A 22,154-nucleotide genomic window follows, 5' to 3' on the forward strand; every position below is an offset into this window, starting at 1 on the left:
GAGATATCCGGCGAGGGATAAGCGGATGATGGGGCCGCGTTAGCACAGCTTTGCGCCCGCGGAAACAGCCGCTAGCTCTTGCGCGATAAAAACCAGCGTATTTCCGGCCTGTCGGGGTAGGAGAGGCCGATCTCGATCTGGTCAGATCCGCAAATGCCCGAGGCGTCGGCAAAGAAGACGTCCTCGCCGATCAGCACTTCGTTGCCAGGCGAGGAGAACAGCCATGTTTCTCCGTCGGGCGCCGTCATCATGATCGACTCTTTGTCGATTTGCTTCAGGTTGATGGAGGGGTGGGCGTGAAAGCGCGCCACGGCCCGCACTGCCTCTTCGACCTTGCCCTCCGGCGCGAGCAGCCGATCACAGCCGGTCACGATCAGCCCTGTGGCGTTCAGGGTCAGCTCGCGCTCATGCAGGACGCCAAAGGCATTGAGGTAGCCGTCGTGGCTCGACTTGATGACGTCGCGACCGTCATCGGCGAGCGCGCGATCGACATTCACGGTCTCCACGCCGTCTGTAATCACATTCGCAATGAAGTCGGACGGAGCGAAGCGGCTGGATGAGGTGTCGTTGACGGTCACCGTGGTATGCGCGGCAGTCGTTCGGGCAATCTGCACATAACGCCGGCCGGCAAATTTCGGCGATCCGGAATTGACAATAAAGCGATGGCGTCCAGACGACATCTCGAATGACAGGCAACCGGCATGGGCCGTGCGGGACAGACTTCCGGTGGGCGGCAATCCGGTATCGGCAATGACTACCGTTTTACCCGCTGCCAGCCGCTGATAGCGCGAATGCGGCATCGCCTTGAAGGGATCTCCCGCCGTCTCGTCATACCTCAGCAAGGACATTAGCTCTGTCGCAAGGGTCGACGTCGCGCCGTTGAAAAGGGCGAGATCGCCATCCTGATGCCTGAAGAAGCGCAGGGCTGGGTACATGCGGTCGATGCCCGAGATCAACTTCTGCGGCAGGTCATGGCCGAGATTGACGTAGGTTTGCCGCAGCGGGAGGAGATCAAGGAGCAGTTCCAGCCCTACCCGGGGATTGCGTGAGACATGGCCGCCGTCAGGCAGGATCTGGCTGTCGAACTCCTGATCCAAAGCTTCGGCAGCGCGCCGCAGCGCGCCTGCGCGCGTCGGCATTGCAATCGAGGCCATCGCAAGGGCAATCCGCAGCCGAAAGCGAACCTCCCCCGGCGGCGCGTACTTGGCCATTCGCCGCAGGAACCGGACCTGAAAGGCAAGCGACCGCAAGAAGCGGCGATAGAAGCCGCGGTCGGCATTGTGAAGAACCACAGGCGAATGCGAGAGCCAGGAAATAACGCGCTGCGCCGTCACATCGATTTCCCAGGCGATGCCCTCGATGCGGCCGCCATGCAGCGACAGCCAGTCGTTGACAATGGAGCGGGCAACGCTCGAGTGAAGGTCGCTTTTCTTGGTCCGCATATGGCGAAGCCAACCGAAGCCATGAAGCCGCAGTGCGAAGGAACGGGACGGAAGGCTGAAATTGAAGGGCGACTTGCCACCGGTTTCGAGAAGCCGCCCGGCAAGCGGGAAGCGACCGTTCAAAATCTCTTCAGCGACATGCGGATCAACCGCACGCAGATCGGTGGGGGCCACAATCAGGCGCTCGGGGGCGTGGGTCGTGTGGCGGAAGAGACGCAACCGCATGATTGCTCCGCGGCACAGCGTGCGCCGCCAAGCCTCTCTCACATAAAGAGTCGAGAACCCGGACCACATGTTTATTGTCTATTGACCCGCGTCGTTAAGAATAAGTGAACAAGCCCGGAATCCGTGACACTTGCGTATCAAATTATGACAGGTGCTCAACTATGCCAGTTGCCCTGCGATCAGGCAACACGGCGCATCACGACAGCGTAGAAACCGTCAAGACCGCCCGCAAAACCAGCGGGAACCTCCAGCATGTCTGGTGTCGTGCGGAATTCGCCAAGCGCGCTGATTGCTGCTTCGAGCCCGGGCCAGCGCTCAGGATCAACGGCCGCTCGCTCGACTGAAGGCGTATCCGAAAGGACGCGAGCCACGACGTCTTCGCCTTCGGCGGGATCAAGGGAACAATTGGAAAAGACGATCGTGCCATCCGGCTTCAGCAAAGTGATCGCATGGCGCAGCAGCCGCTCCTGAAGCGCAGCAAGCTTCGCTATATCTTCCGGCCCCTTGGCCCAGAGAACATCCGGATGCCGGCGCGTCGTTCCCGTCGATGAGCAGGGCGCATCCAGCAGGATCGCATCGAACAGCTCTGCAGGCTCATATTTCGTCAGGTCGCTGGCGACTGTCTCGGCTTTCAGTCCAAGCCGATCGAGGTTCGCGCGCAAACGCTTGATGCGGTTTTCAGACTGCTCAACCGCAGTAACGTCACCACCGGCGAGAACCAGCTGGGCAGTCTTTCCGCCGGGCGCCGCACATAGATCGGCAACTCGCTTTCCTGTCAAATCACCAAAGAGCTGAGCTGGGATGCTGGCGGCCGCGTCCTGGACCCACCAGTCGCCCTCCGAAAATCCCTCGAGTGAGGGGATGCTGCCCTCGAAGGCAGCCAGACGCACACCACCCGTCGGCAGCGCGAAACCACCCAAACGTTCCGCCCAGCGCTGCGCATCAGCTTTGACGGTAAGATCGATCGCTGCCGGCTCGAGCTGCGATTCAGATATCGATTGCGCCCTTTCCTTGCCGTAAGCCTTTTCGAGCCTTTGAAGAAACCATTCCGGCATCACCGGAATGGTCGCGATCTCAGCAAGGATTTGGTCCTTCTCGCGTCCAAGTCGGCGCAGAACGGCGTTCACCAGCTTTGCAAAGCGACGATTGCGCGGGTCCTGATTTGATTGCTCGACTGCCAGGTCGACCGCAGCATGATCCGGAACATCAAGGTAGAGGATCTGCGCCGCGGCAATCGCAAGAACATGGTGCAGCGCTCGCGCACCTTCGGGAAGCGGCGATTCGAGCAGGCGGGAGATCGCGGCGTCGATGCGCGGCAAATGCCGAAGCGTTGTATTCAGAATGGCGCGGACGAGGGCGCGGTCACCCTCGTTGAGCGCCTTATAGGCCGGATTGCCGTGTTCATTGTCCAAGGCGCCGTCAAGCGAAAGCTTACGGTCCACGACCGCTGCCAGGATCTTTGCGGCGGCGGCACGAACCTGGAATCCGGGCTTTGCCGGACCAGCCACAACGCCCGGATTGGACGACTTTGGTTTTCGAAATGGTTTTTTCTTGCCGTCTGAATTCAAGACCACGGACCTTTCGGCGGTTGTGAACCACCGCGATCAAGACCGGTATTCGGAACCGAGCGCGATTTGCGCATCGGATTAGCAGCGCGCGCCGGCGCCGTCGAGCCATTCATGCCGCCGCGCGCCATTTCCTGCAGCGCCGCAATCCGGTTTTCCGTGTTCGGGTGCGTTGAGAACAGGTTGTCCACGCCAGCACCGGTCAGCGGATTGATGATGAACATGTGGGCAGTTGCCGGGTTTCGCTCGGCATCGTAATTCGGCACGTGCGAGGCGCTACGTGCAATCTTGCCCAGTGCCGAAGCCAGCCACAGAGGATTGCCGCAGATTTCCGCGCCTCGGCGGTCGGCGGAATATTCGCGCGTCCGGCTGATGGCCATCTGAACCATCATCGCGGCAAGCGGCGCGACGATCATCGCCAGCAATACCCCGATGAAACCCAGGGGATTGTTGTTGTTTCCCCGGTTGCCGCCGAAGAAGAAAGCAAAATTGCCCAGCATCGAGATTGCACCGGCGAGGGTCGCCGTAATCGTCATCGTCAGGGTGTCGCGATTTTGCACGTGAGCCAACTCATGGGCCATGACGCCTGCGACCTCTTCCGGCGTCAGTGCGCTCAGCAAGCCGGTGGACGCGGCAACGGCAGCGTTCTCGGGATTGCGACCAGTCGCGAAGGCATTTGGCTGTGGACTGTCGTAGAGGTAGACCTTCGGCATCGGCAGGCCGGCATTGCGCGCCAGATCCCTGACGATCGCGAAGAACTCGGGCGCATTGCGCTCGTCAACCTCCTGCGCGCGATAGGCCGACAGCACCATGCGGTCCGAATTCCAGTAGGAAAAGAAGTTCATCCCAGCGGCGATCACGAACGCGATCATCATGCCGCTCCGCCCGCCGATCAGAAAGCCGACGGCCATGAACAACGCGGTCATGAAGGCAAGCAACATGGCTGTACGGACGAGGTTCATTGCTATCTCCAAAATACCCCTAAGCGGGCCGCGCAAAACCGGAGGGTTTCAATTGAGGCGCCGGCGCTCTATGATTTGGTCATTCACCAGCCATTTTCAATATATTTCGGGCGGAATCGCGTGATGCAGGCAGCGGACAACGACAACAATGAAACCCTGGCGACTGAAGCCGCCGAGGCGCCACGCAAGCTGCTCTCGCCAGCCGCCAAGCGTGCGCTCGCCGAGGCCGAAGAGCGGCGCCGAAACGAAAAGCCGGTAGAAATGCCATCAGAGATAGGTGGCCGCGGCGGCGCTGATCCTTCCCGGTTTGGAGACTGGGAAATCAACGGCAGGGCCATCGATTTCTAAGTAAATATTCCTATTGGCTTTCGCTCGTGGAATTTATTCCTTTCATGAGAGAGATTGCTTCGTTTGTTGCGATGACCCTTCTTGTGACTGCGGTAAACGCCGCGGCGCGCGACGAAATTGAAGGGCCAGTATCAGCCGAAATCCTGAGAGTGATCGATGGAGACACACTGCTGGTCGAAGCGCGCCCTTGGCCGCAGCAGACAATGGAAGTCTATGTCCGTATTCGCGGGATCGACGCGCCCGAGATGCACTCGAGCTGCGCTGACGTAAGGCGCGCGGGAATCGACGCCCGTCACGCCCTGGAAAGCCTTACATCCGGATCCTCCGAGATCCAGCTTACGTAGATCGCAGGCGACGTATTTCGGTCGCATCCTTGCAGATGTAACCCTTTCGGATGGCAGGAATCCGGCTCAGGACCTCTTGGAGGAAGGGATTGTCCAGGCCTATAACGGCGGCCGAAAGCCACGAGAAACCTGCCCGTAGAGAATTGAAGCCGCCCCGATCGCTCGGAGCGGCTTTTGCTTAGGCAGTCGCCTTGTTCTGGCGGTTCGCGATCAGGTCGTCGACAACCGCCGGATCGGCAAGCGTCGAGGTGTCGCCCAGAGAGCCGAAGTCGTCCTCGGCGATTTTGCGCAGGATGCGGCGCATGATCTTGCCGGAGCGGGTCTTCGGAAGACCCGGTGCAAACTGGATCTTGTCAGGTGCAGCGATTGGGCCAATCTCGCCGCGAACATGCTTGACGAGCTGTTGGCGCAGATCATCCGAACCCTCATTGCCGGCCATCAGGGTGACGTAGCAATAAATGCCCTGACCCTTGATCGGGTGCGGATAGCCGACGACAGCAGCCTCCGAGACAAGATTATGCGAAACGAGTGCGGACTCGACCTCGGCGGTACCCAGGCGGTGGCCCGAAACGTTCAGCACGTCGTCAACGCGACCGGTGATCCAGTAGTAGCCGTCCTCATCCCGTCGGCAGCCATCGCCGGTGAAATACTTGCCCTTGTAGGTCGAGAAGTACGTCTGGATGAAGCGCTCGTGGTCGCCATAGACGGTACGCATCTGCCCCGGCCAGCTGTCGGTAATGCAGAGGTTTCCGTCGGCGGCACCCTCAAGCACATTGCCTTCGTTGTCGACCAGCTGCGGTTTCACGCCGAAGAACGGCGTCGTCGCCGAACCCGGCTTCAGATCGGTCGCGCCCGGCAGCGGCGTGATCATGTGGCCGCCGGTTTCCGTCTGCCACCAGGTATCGATGACGGGGCAGCGCTTGTCGCCGACAACATTGTAGTACCATTCCCACGCTTCCGGATTGATCGGCTCGCCAACCGTTCCGAGCAGGCGCAGGCTGGAGCGCGACGAGCGGGTGACGAAGTGGTCGCCGGCACCCATCAGCGACCGGATCGCCGTCGGTGCCGTGTAGAAGATGTTGACCTTGTGCTTGTCGATGACTTCCCAGAATCGGCCCTGATCCGGAAAATTCGGCACGCCTTCGAACATTAGCGTCGTCGCGCAGTTCGCAAGCGGACCGTAAACGATGTAGGAGTGTCCGGTAACCCAGCCAACGTCGGCGGTGCACCAATAGATATCGCCCGGATGGTAGTCGAAGACATACTCGTGGGTCATTGCCGCATAGACGAGATAGCCGCCGGTCGTATGCAGCACACCCTTCGGCTTTCCAGTAGACCCCGAGGTGTAGAGGATGAACAGCGGATCCTCCGCCTTCATCTTCACCGGCGGGCACTCCGGTTTAACCGTGGCGATTTCCTGATGGTACCAGAGGTCGCGACCCGGTGCCCAGCCGGTCTTGCCGCCTGTACGCCGTACGACGAGAACCTTGTCGACGATGACATGCTGACGGGCGGCAATGTGAATTGCCGTGTCTGTATTGTCCTTCAGCGGCACCGGCTTGCCGCCGCGCACCCCTTCATCGCAGGTAACCACGAAGGTGGATTCGCAATCGACGATACGGCCGGCCAGAGCCTCCGGAGAAAACCCTCCGAACACCACCGAATGGACCGCACCAATGCGCGCGCAGGCGAGCATTGCATAGGCAGCCTCGGGTATCATCGGCATGTAGATGGTAACACGATCACCCTTCTTGACGCCATGCTTCTTCATGACGTTCGCCATGCGACAAACATGCTCGTAGAGCTCGTTATAGGTGATCTTCTTGTCGACGTAGGGATTGTCGCCCTCGAAGATGATCGCCGTCTGATTGCCATTCGTCTTCAGGTGCCGGTCGATACAGTTGTACGAAACGTTCGTCTGCCCGTCCTCGAACCACTTGATCGAGACTCGGCCAGTGAAAGACGTGTTCTTGACCTTCGTGTAGGGTTTGAACCAATCGATCCGCTTGCCATGTTTACCCCAGAACTTGTCGGGGTTCTCGACGCTTTCCTCGTACCATTGCTCGTACTTGGCCTTATCGATAAGCGCATGGTTCTTCACCGGCTTTTGCACCGGGTAGATCTTTTCGGACATGAAACTCCTCCTCACTCGGGCACCGGGCGACCAAAAAGCGAAGCAGCCCGGACTGGCTATAGGCATTCATAGCAGGTCACATCTGCCCGGCAATTAGACAAAGGTCATTTCATTCGTGATCAATTGCAATTCTGCATCACTGCGGTTATATAGCGGCATATTTCCCGGACATAGTGGTGACAATCCACGGACCGCGACACCGGCGCGGACGACAGAAGGACTATATCCATGGCTCAACAATTGCTCATGCCGAAGGCGACTGCCATCTGGCTCGTCGACAACACAGCCCTGTCATTCGACCAGATCGCACAGTTCTGCAGACTGCATCCGCTCGAAGTGAAGGCAATTGCCGATGGCGAAGCCGCACAGGGCATCAAAGGTCTCGATCCGATCGCAACGGGTCAGCTTTCGCGCGATGAAATCGCCCGCGCCGAAAAGAACCCTGCGCACAAGCTGAAGCTCTCGGAACCGAAGGTTCGCGTGCCAGAATCCAAGCGCCGCGGCCCGCGCTACACGCCGGTTTCTAAGCGCCAGGATCGGCCGAACGCCATTCTGTGGCTGGTGCGCAACCATCCGGAACTGAAAGACGCGCAGATTTCCCGCCTCGTCGGCACCACGAAGTCGACAATCGAACAGATTCGCGAGCGTACGCACTGGAATTCGGCTAACCTCGCGCCGATGGATCCGGTGACACTCGGTCTTTGCAGCCAGATCGATCTAGACATGGAAGTCGAAAAGGCGGCAAAGGGACGCCCGCTGCCGACAGCGGCCGAACTCGGAGCGACCTTGGAGTCGGCGCATGAAACCGAGCGCCTGACCCGCCATGAGCGCGAAGAGGAGAAGGAAATCGATGCCGATGCCGTCTTCGCAAAGCTCAAGTCGCTGAAATCCTCTCCGAAGGATGAGGACGAAGACGACCAGTATTGATTGCCTACGGTGATCGATCCACAAGGCCCTGCGTAAGCGGGGCCTTTTCTTTTTGTACCTACATCGGCAGCGAACCATATCCACGCTTGCGCAGGGCTTCAGCTATCTCCTCAAGAATGGTGGGGTCGTCGATCGTCGCCGGCATTTTCCAAGGCACGCCGTCGGCGATTTTCTGCATCGTGCCGCGCAAGATCTTGCCGGAGCGCGTCTTGGGGAGGCGCTCGACGGTTATCGCCGTCTTGAACGAAGCGACCGGGCCAATCGCATCGCGGATCAGCTGTACGACCTCCGATTCAATGGCCGATGTTTCCCGTGAAACATTCTTCTTCAGAACGAGAAAGCCGCAGGGGACCTGACCCTTCACCTGATCGGCAATTCCAACCACCGCGCATTCGGCAACATCCGGATGCGTGGCACAAACCTCCTCCATCGCTCCTGTCGACAGCCGATGGCCCGCACAGTTGATGATGTCGTCGGTGCGCGACATGATGAAGAGATAGCCATCCTCGTCGATATAGCCGGCATCCGCCGTTTTATAGTAACCGGGAAATTCAGCCAGATAGGCTGTGTGGAAACGCTCGTCGGCGTTCCACAGCGTGGGCAGGCAGCCAGGCGGCAGGGGGAGTTCGACAACGATATTGCCGAGCGTCCCCGGCTCAACCGCGTGGCCGGCATCATCAAGAACATGAATGCTGTAGCCCGGCATCGGCATGGAAGGGGAGCCATGCTTCACCGGCAGAGCTTCGAGGCCGAGCGGATTTGCCACCATCGGCCATCCAGTCTCCGTTTGCCACCAATGATCGATCACGGGAACATCAAGCATGCGCTCGGCCCACTTCAGCGTTTCGGGATCTGCGCGCTCTCCCGCAAGGAACAGGGCACGGAAATTCGGCATCGGATAGGCCTTGAGACGAACCCCATCGCTATCCTCCCGTCGAATGGCACGGAAAGCGGTAGGCGCCGTAAAGAGAACGCGGACATCGTGCTCTGAAGCGATGCGCCAGAAGACGCCGGCATCCGGTGTACCAACTGGCTTTCCTTCGAATATCACGCTGGTCGCGCCTGCCAGCAGCGGTGCATAAACGATGTAGGAATGGCCGACGACCCACCCGATGTCGGAAGCCGCCCAGAACACTTCGCCCTGCTTGATGCCGAAGATATTTGCCATCGACCAATGGAGGGCGACCATGTGACCGCCATTGTCGCGCACGACCCCTTTCGGCTGGCCCGTCGTGCCTGAGGTGTAGAGAATGTAGAGTTCGTCCGTCGCACTGACGGGAATGCACTCAACGGTCACACCACGATTTCTCGCGACAGTAGTGTCGAAATCCTCGTCGCGACCGGCTGTGAGATCAGCTGCAAGCTGCGGCCTCTGCAAGACAAGGCAGTGGGCCGGCTTCGACTTCGAAATGGCAATCGCCTGATCGACCAAGGGCTTGTAGGGCACGATCCGTCCCGGCTCGAGCCCGCAACTTGCCGTGATGATGAGCTTCGCCCCCGAATCGTCGATACGGGCCGCGAGCTCATTTGCCGCAAAGCCACCGAACACGACGGAATGGACCGCGCCGATGCGCGCGCAGGCAAGCATTGAGAAAACTGCCTGCGGGACCATCGGCATATAGATGATGACGCGGTCACCCTTTGCGATTCCACGTTGCCGGAGCGTTGCTGCAATGGCACTGACTTCAGCAAGGACGTCACCATAGCTAAACACAGCCTTGGTGCCGCTAATCGGGCTATCGTAGATAAAGGCGGTATCGTCACCACGGCCCGCTAGAACGTGCCGATCGAGACAATTGTAGCAGGTATTGGTTTCGCCCCCGGCAAACCAGCGGCCGTATGGACCACCTTCTCGCGAAAAGGTCTGCGCCGGCGGTTTGAACCAGTTGATTTCTGCCGCCGCCTCGCGCCAAAAAGCCTCCGGATCGTCCTTCCACCTGGAATAGGTCTGGCGATAGCTTCCCTGCATCTGCTCCTCCCCAGGACACGCAAATTATCCTATCAATCTAGGAGAGGCATGGCAGGAGAGAAAGCCCGACGAAAGGAGCGTATCAGCGGGCACCGAAGATCGCGGAGCCAACGCGAACGCTGGTCGCGCCAAAGGCAATCGCGGTTTCGTAGTCGCCGGACATTCCCATCGAGAGTTTCTCGACGCCGCAAGCCTTGGCGAGCCTGGCAAGCAACGCGAAATGCGGACCCGGATTCTCGTCCGCCGGCGGAATACACATCAGGCCTTCAATGGCGAGGCCGAGTTCGTCGCGGCAAAGAGCGACAAACGCTACTGTATCATCAGGGGCAATTCCTGCCTTCTGCGGCTCAAGCCCGGTATTCACCTGAACATAGAGGCGAGGGGTCTTCGCCTGACGCTTCATTTCGTCGGCGAGCACAAGGGCGATCTTTTCCCGGTCGATGGTTTCGATGACATCGAACAGCGCGACTGCCTCGGCCGCCTTGTTCGACTGCAGAGGGCCGATGAGATGAAGTTCAATGCCTGACGTCTCGGATTTCAGTTCAGGCCACTTTCCCTGGCTTTCCTGAACCCTGTTTTCCCCGAAGATCCGTTGCCCGGCCTGAATTGCCGGGCGGATCGCGTCTGCGTCGAATGTCTTTGAAACGGCGACAAGCTGAACCGAACCGTCGGGCCGTTTCCCCTGCTGCTCGGCCGCGGAGATACGCGAGCGCACGTCGTTCAATCGCTCTTCAAGTTCCATCACTCGCCTCGACATGACTGCATGAGAAGATGGCAATGCACTAAACGCCCCGACTGTGCTTGCCAAGGCCCACGCGCCCGAAATAGTGGCCGGCGGGCCGAGATCGGACGCTTGCGGCGCCCGTAAAACTTGACGCTACCGTGGTTTCATGGTGAAGGTCACCACCAACTTCCCCTGATCTTTCGGAAATACGAATACCATGGCAACCGAACGTTATAACCCGCGTGATGCTGAACCTCGCTGGCAGCAAAAATGGAACGAAGCGAAGGTCTTCGAGACCGACAACAGCGATCCGCGCGAGAAGTATTACGTCCTCGAGATGTTTCCGTATCCATCCGGCCGCATCCACATGGGCCATGTGCGGAATTACGCAATGGGCGACGTCGTAGCTCGCTATAAGCGCGCTCGCGGCTACAACGTTCTACATCCCATGGGTTGGGACGCCTTCGGCATGCCGGCTGAAAATGCGGCAATGGAGCGCGGTGTACATCCGGCCTCCTGGACCTACCAGAACATCGCATCGATGAAGTCCCAGTTGAAGGCGATGGGCCTCTCACTGGATTGGAGCCGCGAATTCGCAACCTGCGATGTCGCCTACTACCAGCACCAGCAGCATCTTTTCCTAGATTTCCTCGAGAAGGGACTCGTCTACCGCAAGCAGTCGAAGGTGAACTGGGATCCGGTCGACAACACCGTTCTCGCCAACGAACAGGTGATCGACGGACGCGGCTGGCGTTCCGGTGCCCTGGTTGAGCAACGGGAACTGACGCAGTGGTTCTTCAAGATCACCGACTTCAGCCAGGATCTGCTCGAGGCATTGGACACGCTTGATCAGTGGCCGGAAAAGGTCCGATTGATGCAGAAGAACTGGATCGGTCGCTCGGAAGGCATGATGCTGCGCTGGGAGATCGTCCAGGAGACGGCTCCGGCCGGAGAAACCGAGATCGAGGTCTACACGACCCGTCCGGACACGCTATTTGGCGCCTCCTTCCTGGCTATCGCAGCCGACCATCCGCTGGCCAAGGATGCCGCAGCGAAGAATCCGGCTATCGATGCCTTTTGTGAAGAATGCCGCCGTGCCGGAACCTCACTTGCTGCGCTCGAGACGGCGGAGAAGAAGGGCATCGATACCGGCATTCGCGTCAAGCATCCGCTCGATCCGTCATGGGAATTGCCTGTCTACGTCGCAAACTTCGTCCTCATGGACTACGGCACCGGCGCGATTTTTGGTTGCCCATCCGGTGACCAGCGTGACCTGGATTTTGCACGCAAATACGACCTGCCGGTGGTTCCCGTTGTTATGCCGGCGGATGACGATGCCGCGACCTTCAGCGTCGGCGACGTTGCCTATGACGGCGATGGCGTCATGATCAATTCGCGCTTCCTTGATGGCAAGAGCACAACTGAGGCATTCGAGATCGTTGCCGACCGCCTGTCGTCAATGACGCTTGGCAATGCTCCGCAGGGTGAGCGCAGGGTGAACTTCCGCTTGCGTGACTGGGGTATCTCGCGCCAGCGCTATTGGGGTTGCCCGATCCCTGTCATCCATTGCGACGATTGCGGCGTTGTCCCGGTTCCGAAGAAGGACCTGCCGGTGCAGCTGCCGGAGGATGTAACCTTCGACCAACCCGGCAATCCGCTCGATCGTCATCCGACCTGGCGGCACGTCGCTTGCCCGCAGTGCGCCAAGGATGCACGGCGGGAGACCGACACGATGGACACGTTTGTCGATTCGAGCTGGTATTTCACCCGCTTTACCGCTCCCTGGGAGAGCAAGCCGACCGACCGAAGCGCTGCCAATCGCTGGCTGCCAGTCGATCAGTATATTGGTGGTATCGAGCACGCGATTCTGCACCTGCTTTATTCGCGCTTTTTCACCCGGGCGATGCGCGAGACAGGCCACGTCGATGCAAAGGAGCCGTTCAAGGGTCTCTTTACCCAGGGCATGGTCGTGCACGAGACCTACAGCCGCGGCACGGGCATGGGCCGCGAGTGGGTTGCACCGGCGGATATTCGCATCGAGGAGCTGGACGGGAAACGCCGCGCCTATCACCTTTCCAGCGGGGAGGAAGTCGCGATCGGCTCGATCGAGAAGATGTCGAAGTCGAAGAAGAACGTCGTCGATCCGGACGATATCATCGCTTCTTACGGTGCAGACACTGCCCGCTTTTTCGTTCTTTCGGACTCGCCGCCTGAGCGCGACGTTATCTGGTCGGAGGCAGGCGTCGAGGGCGCCCACCGCTTCACGCAGCGGCTCTGGCGTCTGATTGCCGAGGTATCCGACAATCTTCGCGATGTTGCGCCGACTCCGGCTAAGGATGGGGAAGCTCAAGCGATTTCGCAGATCGCGCACAAAACCTTGAAGGCCGTCCAGAACGATTATGATCGTCTCTGGTTTAATAAGGCCGTCGCGAGGATCTACGAGCTCGTCAATGCCCTGGCGTCGCCATTGACCCGCGTCGCTGCAGGCGAAGGCGATACGGCGTATCGCGCCGCAGCGCGGGACGCGGCCGAGATCCTTATCCAGCTGGTAGCACCAATGACGCCGCATCTGGCTGAGGAGTGCTGGGCGGTGCTGGGCAACGGCGGATTGCTGGCGCACACTGGTTGGCCGCGTTATGACGAAACCCTCGTCGTTGAGAACGATGTGATTTTGCCGGTTCAGATCAACGGCAAGAAGCGCGCCGAATTGACAATTTCTCGCGACGCAGATCAGAATGCCGTCACCGAGGGTGTGCTCGCATTGGATGACGTCAAGAAGGCGCTGAACGGTCAGACGCCTAAGAAGATCATCGTGGTTCCACAAAGGATTGTGAACATTGTCGTTTGATATCGCTTTTAAGCTGGTGCGCGGCACCGGCATTGCCGCAATCCTAGCGTCCACGGCTTTTCTCGCATCCTGCCAGGTTCGCCCTCTTTATTCCGAAAGTTCCGGCGCTGCGGGCAAGCTGGCGTCCGTCGGTTTCTCGGAAGCGGGGAGCCGCGTTGAGCAAGAGGTTCGCAATCGACTGATTTTTATCGCTTCGCGTGGCGCCGGCGAGCCTGAGAATCCCGAATACAAGGTTGAATTCAGCGCTCGCTCGAATGTCATCAGCACGCTGCTGGTGGCGTCGTCAGACGAATCGCTTGCCGGACGTGCGACCGTCAGCGTCGACTACACTCTAAAGTCCGCAAAGGACGGCCACGTCATCAAGGCCGGCAATCGTTATGCCACTGCGCTGGTCGACTTCCCAGCTCAGGAATTTGCCAAGCAACGCGCCATCCGCGACGCCGAGAACCGCGCCGCACGGCAGGCTGCTGAGTTCGTTGGTGCCGATATTGCGGCTGCGCTTGGCCGCTGAGGAGCGGATGCATGGCGGAAATCAAATCGCACGAGTTTGAAGGCTTTCTTGAGCGATCCGCCCGCAACTACCGGCTCTTTGTGATTTATGGGCCGGATCGCGGTCTTGTTTCGGAGCGCGCCACCTCGCTGGCCGGCAGGACGGGCGTGGCATTGGATGATCCGTTTTCGCTGATCAAGCTCGATATCGGCGACCTACAGCGCGATCAAGGTCGCCTCTTGGACGAGGCGGGAGCAATTGGCCTTTTCGGAGGTGACAAGCTCATCTGGATCCGTGGTGCAGCCAACGAGAAATATCTTGTCGACTCCCTCCAGGTTCTTTCAGCGAACATGCCGGACGGCACATTCGTTCTTATTGAGGGCGGTGACCTCAAGAAGGGCTCGCTGCTGCGGAAAGCCGCCGAGACAGCACGCACTGTCATGGCGATACCCTGCTATGCCGACGATGCCCGCGCCCTCAACGGCCTGATAGATAGCGAACTTTCAAGCGCTGGCCTGGGCATCACGCCCGATGCACGCCAGGCCCTGCTGGAGCTGATAGGGGGGGATCGGATTGCCTCTCGCAACGAACTGCGAAAGCTGGCGCTCTATTGTCGGGGAAAATCGACCATCGAAGAGCACCACGTTACGGAAATAATAGGCGACGCCAGCGCCATCTCGGTGGACGACGCCGTCGATGCCGTCCTTAGCGGAAATCCAAGCAGCTTCCTGCATGCAATGCAAAAGATCATATCGTCGAAGACGGCGGTGTTTGTTGTGATCCAGGCCTGTCTGAAGCAGTTTCAGTTGCTGGACGCCATGAAGACGGAGATGGAGGAGAAGCGATTGTCGGCCGCTCAGGTCATGCAGACGCTTGGTCGTCATCTGCATTTCCGACGCAAGCCGATTATCGAGCAAGCATTGCGTACCTGGTCCGCAGAAGCGGTGGCACGCGAAGCAAACCGTCTGCAAGCGGCAATCCTGCAGACGCGCAAACGGGCGTCGTTGGAAGACAGCATCGCTCTACAGAGCCTGCTATCGACGACGCTGCAATCGGCGCGCCGATAGCGATTCCATTTAGCGGCGCTCGAGCAGCCGGCAGATTTCTTCCAATTGTTCCAACGACTTATAGGAAATTCTGATCTGGCCGCCGCCTGCCTTGTGATTGATCGTCACGTCCAGGCCGAGCGTATCCGACAAGGTGCGTTCCAGGGCGAGCGTATCTGAATCCTTCTGATCCTTCTGATGCCCCGGAATCTTCGGCTCCGACTGAGCCTTGATATCATTCTGCGCCAAACGCTCCGCGTCACGGACCGACATGCCTTTCGAAACGATCGTGCGGGCGAGGGCGGTCGGATCGGAAGTCGGCACCAAGGCGCGGGCATGACCGGCCGAGAGGCTTCCCGCGGCCAAAAGGTCCCGAACGGGCTCTGGCAGTTTCAAGAGACGCAGCGAATTCGCCACGTGACTGCGGCTCTTGCCGATAATTTCGCCGAGATCGTTCTGGGTATAGCCATACTCCGCCATCAACTGCTCGTAGCCGAGGGCCTCTTCCAGCGGATTGAGGTCGGAGCGCTGAACGTTCTCTACGATTGCAATCTCAAGAGCGGTTTTGTCATCGACATCGCGCACGATCACCGGGATCTCAACGAGGCCTGCAAGTTGTGCCGCGCGCCACCGTCTCTCGCCGGCTATAATCTCGAACTGGCTGGCGGCCAATGTGCGAACCACAATGGGCTGCACGATACCGTGCTGCCGGATCGAACCCGCGAGCTCATGCAATTCGCCATCGTCGAAAAACCGTCGAGGATTGCGCGGATTGCGACTGACGAACTCGATCGGGACCATCCGATCGGCGCTGACCCCGGGCTTGCCGGCATCAACGGGCATCGGTTGATCCATCTCACCAATCAATGCGGCCAGCCCGCGGCCGAGCCTTCTTTTCGAGATGTCATCGCTCATATCTAAACTCGCCATTCTCTTTCAAATCACGCCGCGAGACGCTGCCGTTCGCGCTGAATAACTTCCGACGCCAGCTGGAGATATGCCTGACTGCCGGCGCACTTCAGGTCGTACAGAATTGCTGGCTTGCCATAGGAGGGTGCCTCAGACACGCGAACATTTCGAGGAATCAACGTGTGGTAGACCTTCTCTCCTAGATGCGTGCGAACATCGTTAACAACCTGTTGCGCAAGATTGTTGCGGGAATCGAACATCGTCAACACTATCCCCTGGATATCGAGGTGGGGATTTACGGTACGTCGAACCTGATCGACCGTCTCCAGGAGCTGACTCAGTCCTTCCAATGCAAAGAACTCACATTGCAGAGGCACAAGCACCGAATGTGCGGCCGCCATCGCATTCATCGTGAGCAGATTGAAGGAGGGCGGGCAGTCAACGAGAATATATGAGAAGCGGAAAGCCTCTTCTTTCGCGAAAGCCTTCTTGAGTTTGAAAACGCGATCGCTTTGGCTCGCAATCTCCATCTCAATGCCGAGCAAGTCCATCGTCGACGGCACGATGTAGAGGTTTGGAACAGCGGTTTCCTGCGACACTTCTTCGATGCCGTAGTCCCCGAGCAAAAGATCATAGGAAGATAGCCGGCGATGTTTGCGATCGATCCCCAAGCCCGTGCTGGCGTTACCCTGCGGATCGAGATCGACGATCAAGACCCGCTCGCCGATCGCGGCCAGAGCTGTTGCCAAGTTGATGGCAGTCGTGGTCTTGCCGACGCCACCTTTCTGATTTGCGATGGTGATTATACGATTTCGTTCGCCAGCCATAGCCAAAGCCCGATCTGTTAAGCCACACGCTGGAGATTGAAGATTTCCAAAACGACGGAATCCTGCTCGACAGCGCTTTTATGTTCTAACAGATCGAATCTCCAGTCACCATGCGCTTTCTCGATCTCGCTCCGGTAATCCCGGCCTTTATGAAAGTAAGCTCGGAGGTTTTCATTCCGTTTCGACCACGGTTCAATAAAGCCCAGCAATTTGCCTAGGTCCGCAAGCGCTCGCGCGGAAACAAAGTCGCAGTTCTCCACGATGGCAGGGGCGTCTTCTATTCGAACAGCGTGAATAGAGCCTCTGCCGCCGGTTTCCCGGAGCGCCGTGCGCAGAAAGGCCGCCTTCTTGTGATTGCTTTCCACGAGATGGACCCATCCATCGCTGAGCTCCGCCAGCATGATGGCCGTCACAATGCCCGGAAAGCCACCCCCGCTGCCTAGGTCAATCCACGTGCGAGGGAACGGCTGGAGCTGGAAGATTTGCACCGAGTCTGCAATATGCCGGCTCCAGGCATCGGCGAGCGTTGACGGTGCAGTCAGGTTGATCGACTTCGCCCACTTTTGAAAGAGGGCCACAAAGTGTTCGAGACGTTCCTGTGTTTCACGTGAAACACGTCGGCCGTTCAGTTGCATGGTGGGACTCTCGCAGATTGCATAGGATAACGTCAAGCGGATGCCGCAACATTTGTCGCGCCGCGACGCAGGTGCACGAGCAACAACGAGATCGCCGCGGGCGTCATCCCATCGATTTTTGTTGCCTGTGCAACGTTGTAGGGACGGATAGTACGCAACTTCTGCTTCAGTTCGTTAGACAGACCGGACAACACATTGAAATCGAAGTCGGCCGGTATCACGCGGTCTTCATCCCGCTTTACGTGAGCGATATCAGCCGACTGCCGTTCCATGTAAACCGCATAGCTCGCTTCGATCTCCAGAGCTTCAGCCACGCGGCCATTCAGCTCTCTTAGTTCTGGCCAGATCGGCGCAAGATCCGGCAAGCTAATATCCGGGTAGGACAGAAGCTCATACGCCGACCGCCGTTGGCCGTCCTGGTTCAGCTTTAGACCGAATCGCCCGGCTTCGCTTGGCGTCACGGAAAGTGATGCCAACTGAGCGCGGCCCGCATCCAGCGCCTCGCCATAGGCTTGAAAACGGTCCCGACGACCGGCCGAGGCTGCGCCTATCTGTATTGCCAACGGCGTCAGCCTGACATCCGCATTGTCAGCCCTCAACGATAAGCGGTATTCGGCCCGGGAAGTGAACATACGGTATGGTTCAGCAACCCCGCGCGAGGTCAGGTCATCCACCATCACACCGATATAGGAATCGGTTCTGCTGAAGCGAACCTCGTCCTGACCGCCAGCCAGGCGCGCAGCATTGATGCCAGCGACGAGGCCTTGAGCTCCAGCCTCCTCGTATCCCGTCGTTCCATTGATCTGCCCAGCCAAAAACAGGCCTGGCATCTTCTTCACTTCGAGCGATGGTTTCAACTCACGCGGATCGACATGATCGTACTCAATTGCATAACCCGGCTGCACAATGCGGACCCGTTCGAGACCAGGAATAGTATGAATGAACGCATCCTGGATCTCGGCGGGGAGGGATGTCGAGATACCGTTGGGATAGACTGTGCTGTCATCCAGGCCTTCCGGCTCAAGAAAGACTTGGTGTCCGTCACGTTCGCCAAACTTAACAAGCTTATCCTCGATCGACGGGCAATAGCGAGGTCCGACGCCTTCAATCTGCCCCGAATACATGGCCGAACGCTTCAAATTCTCGACGATGATGCGATGGGTCGCCTCCGTCGTGCGCGTAACGCCACAGGTGATTTGTGGGTTCAAGATATGATCTGTCATAAAAGAGAAGGGGACAGGATCCTCGTCCGCTCCCTGTTGGCCGACACTCTCCCAATCGATCGTCGTCCCATCCAGCCGCGCCGGCGTTCCGGTCTTCAGCCGCCCGAGACGAACGCCCAAATTTAAGAGCGTTTGAGAAAGCCCCACCGATGGCTCTTCACCAACGCGACCTGCGGGTATCTTTTGGTCGCCGATGTGAATGAGTCCACGCAGGAAGGTCCCCGTTGTCAACACAACTGATGCGCACTTGAGAATCCGGCTATCTTTCATGACAACCGCGGCGATCCGACCGTCTTTAATAGATAGATCGAACGCGTCGCCCTCGACCACAGTGAGATTCTCAATGCTCTCGATCGACGCAAGCATAGCCTGCCGATAGAGCTTCCGATCCGCTTGGCTACGCGGGCCGCGAACAGCCGGCCCCTTCTTTCGATTCAGCATCCGGAACTGAATGCCGGCCGCATCAGCAACGCGGCCCATCAGACCGTCCATGGCATCGATCTCTCGGACCAGGTGTCCTTTGCCAAGTCCTCCAATCGCCGGATTGCAGGACATGATCCCGATGGTATCGCGACGATGAGTCACCAGCGCCGTGTTCGCTCCAAGGCGCGCGGCGGCGGCAGCGGCTTCGCATCCAGCATGCCCGCCTCCGATGACGATGACATCGAACCGTGAGGTATCCATTATTTAAGCTCCTGAGATCGTCAGGTGATGAGCGATGTCGCCCAGGGAGTCAAGGCGTTTCACGTGAAACCAGATGACAGGGCATGATTCCGATGTTTCACGTGAATCATTTTCCGATGCAGAATTCACCGAAGATCACATCAAGCAAATTCTCGACATCCACACGCCCAGTCACTCGTCCCAAGGCGTCACTCGCGACACGCAGGTCCTCGGCCCGTAGATCCAGACCACGATGAGGGTCATGAAGTGACGCTCGCAGCGCAGCCAATGTCTGTGTCAGTGTTTCCTTGTGGCGTGCGCGGCTCGGGATCGCCATGGACTGCGGATGTACCTTTGCTTTAAGGCGGTCAACGATCAAGCTTCGGAGCGCATCGAGACCAATTCCATGCGTGATCGAAATCAATAGATCAAACTCTCTAGCACTTTGACGCGGCAAATCGGATTTCGTTCCTACCAGAACGGCATCGTCGGGCACTTCCTCAGCTTCACTTTTAATCGATACGTCCTCGATGAAAATTACCAGGTCGGCCTCTGCAATGATCTTCTCAGCCCGTCGAATGCCCTCGCGCTCCACGATCTCATCCGTCTCGCGCAGACCAGCAGTGTCGTAGAGCTTGACAAGATAGCCATCCATGCTGAGATCGACATGCAGCACATCCCGTGTCGTGCCAGCGATGTCAGTGACGATCGCAACATCGCGTTTCGCCAAGGCGTTCATAAGGCTCGACTTGCCGGCATTCGGCTTGCCCGCTATGACGACCTTGAACCCATCGCGGATGATCTCTCCGGCTTCGAGTTGCTCCAGATGGCTTTTCAATTCGTTAACCAGGCTCGCCACATCCGCCCAAACCTGATCTGAGACTGAACCCGGAACGTCTTCTTCGTCGGGAAAATCCAGTTCGGCCTCGATCAGTGCGCGTGCACGCGTCAGCCTGTCTGACCAGCCATTGTAGATCGACGACAACCCCCCGGAGCTTTGCTCGACCGCGAGACGCCGCTGCATCTCAGTCTCGGCGGCGATAAGATCTGCCAAGCCTTCGATCTCGATTAGATCGAGCTTGCCGTTCTCAAATGCTCGCCGTGAAAATTCGCCTGGTGCCGCCGGCCGCAGATTGCGGAATTGGACGAGCTCACGATGCAATGCGTCGACGACCGCGCGGCCGCCATGCAGGTGCAGTTCGGCAACATTCTCGCCGGTAAAGGAATGGGGTGCCGGAAAGAACAGAATAAGGCCGGTGTCGATGACAAGACCATTACGAGTCCGAATCGATCGTAATGCTGCCTGCCGCGCAGGCGGCACGTCGCCAACGAGAGAGGCGACAACCGCCGGCACTTCCTCTCCACTAATTCTAACGACGGCCAAGCCGGCCGGGACAGGGCCACTCGAGAGCGCGAAGATCGTTTCATTGTTAGACGACATTTTACTACTCCAGTTCAAGGCTGAAGAGAGTTTTCGCTACAAATGGAAAAGCCGGCCACAGCAGTGACCGGCTTATCAAAGAATCCGGCTAAGGATCACGTATTCATAGAATCGAAGAAGTCCGGATTGTTCTTCGTCTGCTTCAACTTGTCGATCAGGAATTCGATCGCGTCGGTCGTTCCCATCGGAGCCAGGATGCGGCGCAGCACGAAGATCTTCTGGAGATCCTGACGCGGAACGAGGAGGTCTTCCTTACGCGTGCCGGACTTCAAAATGTCCATGGCCGGGAAGATACGCTTATCGGCAACCTTACGGTCGAGAACGATTTCCGAGTTACCGGTTCCCTTGAACTCTTCGAAAATCACTTCGTCCATGCGGCTGCCGGTATCGATCAGCGCGGTCGCGATGATCGTAAGCGAACCACCTTCTTCGATGTTGCGCGCTGCGCCGAAGAAGCGCTTCGGGCGCTGCAGGGCGTTCGCATCGACGCCACCCGTGAGAACCTTACCGGACGAGGGGACAACCGTGTTGTATGCGCGGCCGAGGCGCGTAATCGAATCCAGCAGGATCACAACATCACGGCCGTGCTCCACAAGGCGCTTTGCCTTTTCGATAACCATTTCCGCCACCTGCACATGGCGTACAGCGGGTTCGTCGAACGTCGAGGAGATGACTTCGCCGCGAACGGAACGCTGCATGTCCGTGACTTCTTCCGGACGTTCGTCGATGAGAAGAACAATCAGATAGCACTCGGGATGATTCGCCGTAATCGAGTGCGCGATGTTCTGCAGCAGAACCGTCTTACCGGTACGCGGCGGAGCGACGATCAGTCCGCGCTGGCCCTTGCCAAGCGGCGCGACGAGATCGATGACGCGCGGCGAAAGATCCTTCGAGGTCGGGATATCCAATTCCATCCTGAAGCGTTCGTTCGGATAGAGCGGCGTCAGGTTATCGAAATGCACCTTGTGACGGATCTTCTCGGGATCGTCGAAATTGATGGTGTTGACCTTGAGCAGCGCAAAGTAGCGTTCGCCTTCCTTAGGCCCGCGGATCGGACCCTCTACCGTGTCGCCGGTCTTCAAAGAGAAGCGGCGGATCTGGGAGGGTGAGATGTAGATATCGTCCGGGCCCGGGAGGTAGTTGGCGTTGGCAGAGCGCAGGAAGCCAAAGCCATCCTGGAGCACTTCAACGACGCCTTCGCCGATAATCTCCACATCCTGGCTGGCAAGCACCTTCAGGATTGCAAACATCAATTCCTGTTTGCGCATCGTGCTCGCATTTTCGACCTCGAGCGATTCGGCAAATGCCAGCAGATCCGTCGGGGACTTACTCTTAAGTTCTTGAAGCTTCATTTCAGCCATGAAGTGACCATTACTCTTAAATTCAGGGGGGAGGCGATGTCGAGGGCTGTAATCGGTCCTGCGAAGGGATC

18 protein-coding genes are annotated in these 22,154 nt (G+C 58.5%); 6 read left to right on the forward strand and 12 right to left on the reverse strand.

Annotated features, from left to right (window positions below; translation table 11 throughout):
* Positions 1-71: 71 nt before the first annotated feature.
* The 3 genes from AC1DE4_RS10400 to htpX all read right to left on the reverse strand — a co-directional run bounded on the left by AC1DE4_RS10400 (position 72) and on the right by htpX (position 4,194).
* Entirely contained in the window at positions 72-1,736 is a 1,665-nt protein-coding gene (locus AC1DE4_RS10400) for a heparinase II/III family protein (RefSeq protein WP_025657954.1), read from the reverse strand.
* 110 nt (positions 1,737-1,846) lie between these two features.
* Positions 1,847-3,235, reverse strand: coding sequence for an RsmB/NOP family class I SAM-dependent RNA methyltransferase (locus AC1DE4_RS10405; RefSeq protein WP_026372014.1), 1,389 nt, complete (start codon positions 3,233-3,235; stop codon positions 1,847-1,849).
* Positions 3,232-4,194 carry a zinc metalloprotease HtpX gene (gene htpX / locus AC1DE4_RS10410; protein WP_025657952.1) on the reverse strand — a complete coding sequence of 321 codons (963 nt, stop codon included), beginning with the start codon at positions 4,192-4,194 and terminating at the stop codon, positions 3,232-3,234. The genes AC1DE4_RS10405 and htpX overlap by 4 nt, the downstream gene beginning before the upstream one ends.
* A gap of 123 nt (positions 4,195-4,317) precedes the next feature.
* Here htpX and AC1DE4_RS10415 point away from each other — a divergent pair, with 123 nt between their 5' ends.
* Entirely contained in the window at positions 4,318-4,542 is a 225-nt protein-coding gene (locus AC1DE4_RS10415; RefSeq protein WP_018116220.1) for a DUF1674 domain-containing protein, read from the forward strand.
* Positions 4,543-4,586: 44 nt separating this feature from the next.
* Positions 4,587-4,886, forward strand: a complete 300-nt coding sequence (locus AC1DE4_RS10420) for a thermonuclease family protein (RefSeq protein WP_245271614.1) — start codon at positions 4,587-4,589, stop codon at positions 4,884-4,886.
* Between the two features lie 178 nt (positions 4,887-5,064).
* Here the strand turns inward: AC1DE4_RS10420 and acs are convergent, their stop codons facing one another.
* Positions 5,065-7,020 (reverse strand): acetate--CoA ligase, encoded by a 1,956-nt coding sequence (acs, locus tag AC1DE4_RS10425; RefSeq protein WP_018858938.1) that lies wholly within the window; start codon positions 7,018-7,020, stop codon positions 5,065-5,067.
* 228 nt (positions 7,021-7,248) lie between these two features.
* Between acs and AC1DE4_RS10430 the strand changes: the two genes are divergently transcribed.
* The gene (locus AC1DE4_RS10430; protein WP_018858939.1) at positions 7,249-7,947 is read left to right on the forward strand and encodes a DUF1013 domain-containing protein; all 699 of its coding nucleotides are present in this window, start codon (positions 7,249-7,251) and stop codon (positions 7,945-7,947) included.
* 58 nt (positions 7,948-8,005) lie between these two features.
* Here the strand turns inward: AC1DE4_RS10430 and AC1DE4_RS10435 are convergent, their stop codons facing one another.
* Positions 8,006-9,916: a propionyl-CoA synthetase gene (locus AC1DE4_RS10435; RefSeq protein WP_477881276.1), complete on the reverse strand. Its 1,911-nt coding sequence runs from the start codon at positions 9,914-9,916 to the stop codon at positions 8,006-8,008.
* A gap of 82 nt (positions 9,917-9,998) precedes the next feature.
* On the reverse strand, positions 9,999-10,658 hold the full coding sequence (locus tag AC1DE4_RS10440; RefSeq protein WP_025657949.1) for a YggS family pyridoxal phosphate-dependent enzyme: 660 nt from the start codon (positions 10,656-10,658) through the stop codon (positions 9,999-10,001).
* 199 nt (positions 10,659-10,857) lie between these two features.
* On the opposite strand from AC1DE4_RS10440, the gene leuS reads away from it, so the two are divergent.
* The 3 genes from leuS to holA are packed head-to-tail and all read left to right on the forward strand — an operon-like array spanning position 10,858 to position 15,045.
* Positions 10,858-13,488: a leucine--tRNA ligase gene (leuS, locus tag AC1DE4_RS10445; RefSeq protein ID WP_025657948.1), complete on the forward strand. Its 2,631-nt coding sequence runs from the start codon at positions 10,858-10,860 to the stop codon at positions 13,486-13,488.
* Entirely contained in the window at positions 13,478-13,999 is a 522-nt protein-coding gene (gene lptE, locus AC1DE4_RS10450) for an LPS assembly lipoprotein LptE (RefSeq protein WP_025657947.1), read from the forward strand. The genes leuS and lptE overlap by 11 nt, the downstream gene beginning before the upstream one ends.
* An 11-nt stretch (positions 14,000-14,010) precedes the next feature.
* Positions 14,011-15,045, forward strand: coding sequence for a DNA polymerase III subunit delta (holA, locus tag AC1DE4_RS10455; protein WP_025657946.1), 1,035 nt, complete (start codon positions 14,011-14,013; stop codon positions 15,043-15,045).
* Between the two features lie 9 nt (positions 15,046-15,054).
* Here holA and AC1DE4_RS10460 read toward each other — a convergent pair whose 3' ends face one another.
* The 6 genes from AC1DE4_RS10460 to rho all read right to left on the reverse strand — a co-directional run bounded on the left by AC1DE4_RS10460 (position 15,055) and on the right by rho (position 22,083).
* Complete coding sequence (locus tag AC1DE4_RS10460) at positions 15,055-15,939, reverse strand: ParB/RepB/Spo0J family partition protein (RefSeq protein ID WP_025657945.1); 885 nt, start codon at positions 15,937-15,939, stop codon at positions 15,055-15,057.
* A 26-nt stretch (positions 15,940-15,965) separates the two neighbouring features.
* The gene (locus tag AC1DE4_RS10465; protein ID WP_025657944.1) at positions 15,966-16,760 is read right to left on the reverse strand and encodes a ParA family protein; all 795 of its coding nucleotides are present in this window, start codon (positions 16,758-16,760) and stop codon (positions 15,966-15,968) included.
* A gap of 17 nt (positions 16,761-16,777) precedes the next feature.
* The gene (gene rsmG / locus AC1DE4_RS10470) at positions 16,778-17,395 is read right to left on the reverse strand and encodes a 16S rRNA (guanine(527)-N(7))-methyltransferase RsmG (protein WP_025657943.1); all 618 of its coding nucleotides are present in this window, start codon (positions 17,393-17,395) and stop codon (positions 16,778-16,780) included.
* A 32-nt stretch (positions 17,396-17,427) separates the two neighbouring features.
* Positions 17,428-19,302: a tRNA uridine-5-carboxymethylaminomethyl(34) synthesis enzyme MnmG gene (mnmG, locus tag AC1DE4_RS10475; RefSeq protein ID WP_477881282.1), complete on the reverse strand. Its 1,875-nt coding sequence runs from the start codon at positions 19,300-19,302 to the stop codon at positions 17,428-17,430.
* Between the two features lie 106 nt (positions 19,303-19,408).
* Positions 19,409-20,722, reverse strand: coding sequence for a tRNA uridine-5-carboxymethylaminomethyl(34) synthesis GTPase MnmE (mnmE, locus tag AC1DE4_RS10480; protein WP_477881284.1), 1,314 nt, complete (start codon positions 20,720-20,722; stop codon positions 19,409-19,411).
* Between the two features lie 95 nt (positions 20,723-20,817).
* Positions 20,818-22,083, reverse strand: a complete 1,266-nt coding sequence (rho, locus tag AC1DE4_RS10485) for a transcription termination factor Rho (RefSeq protein ID WP_018858949.1) — start codon at positions 22,081-22,083, stop codon at positions 20,818-20,820.
* Between the last annotated feature and the right edge of the window lie 71 nt (positions 22,084-22,154).

The organism is Rhizobium sp. 10N414, from assembly GCF_056394785.1.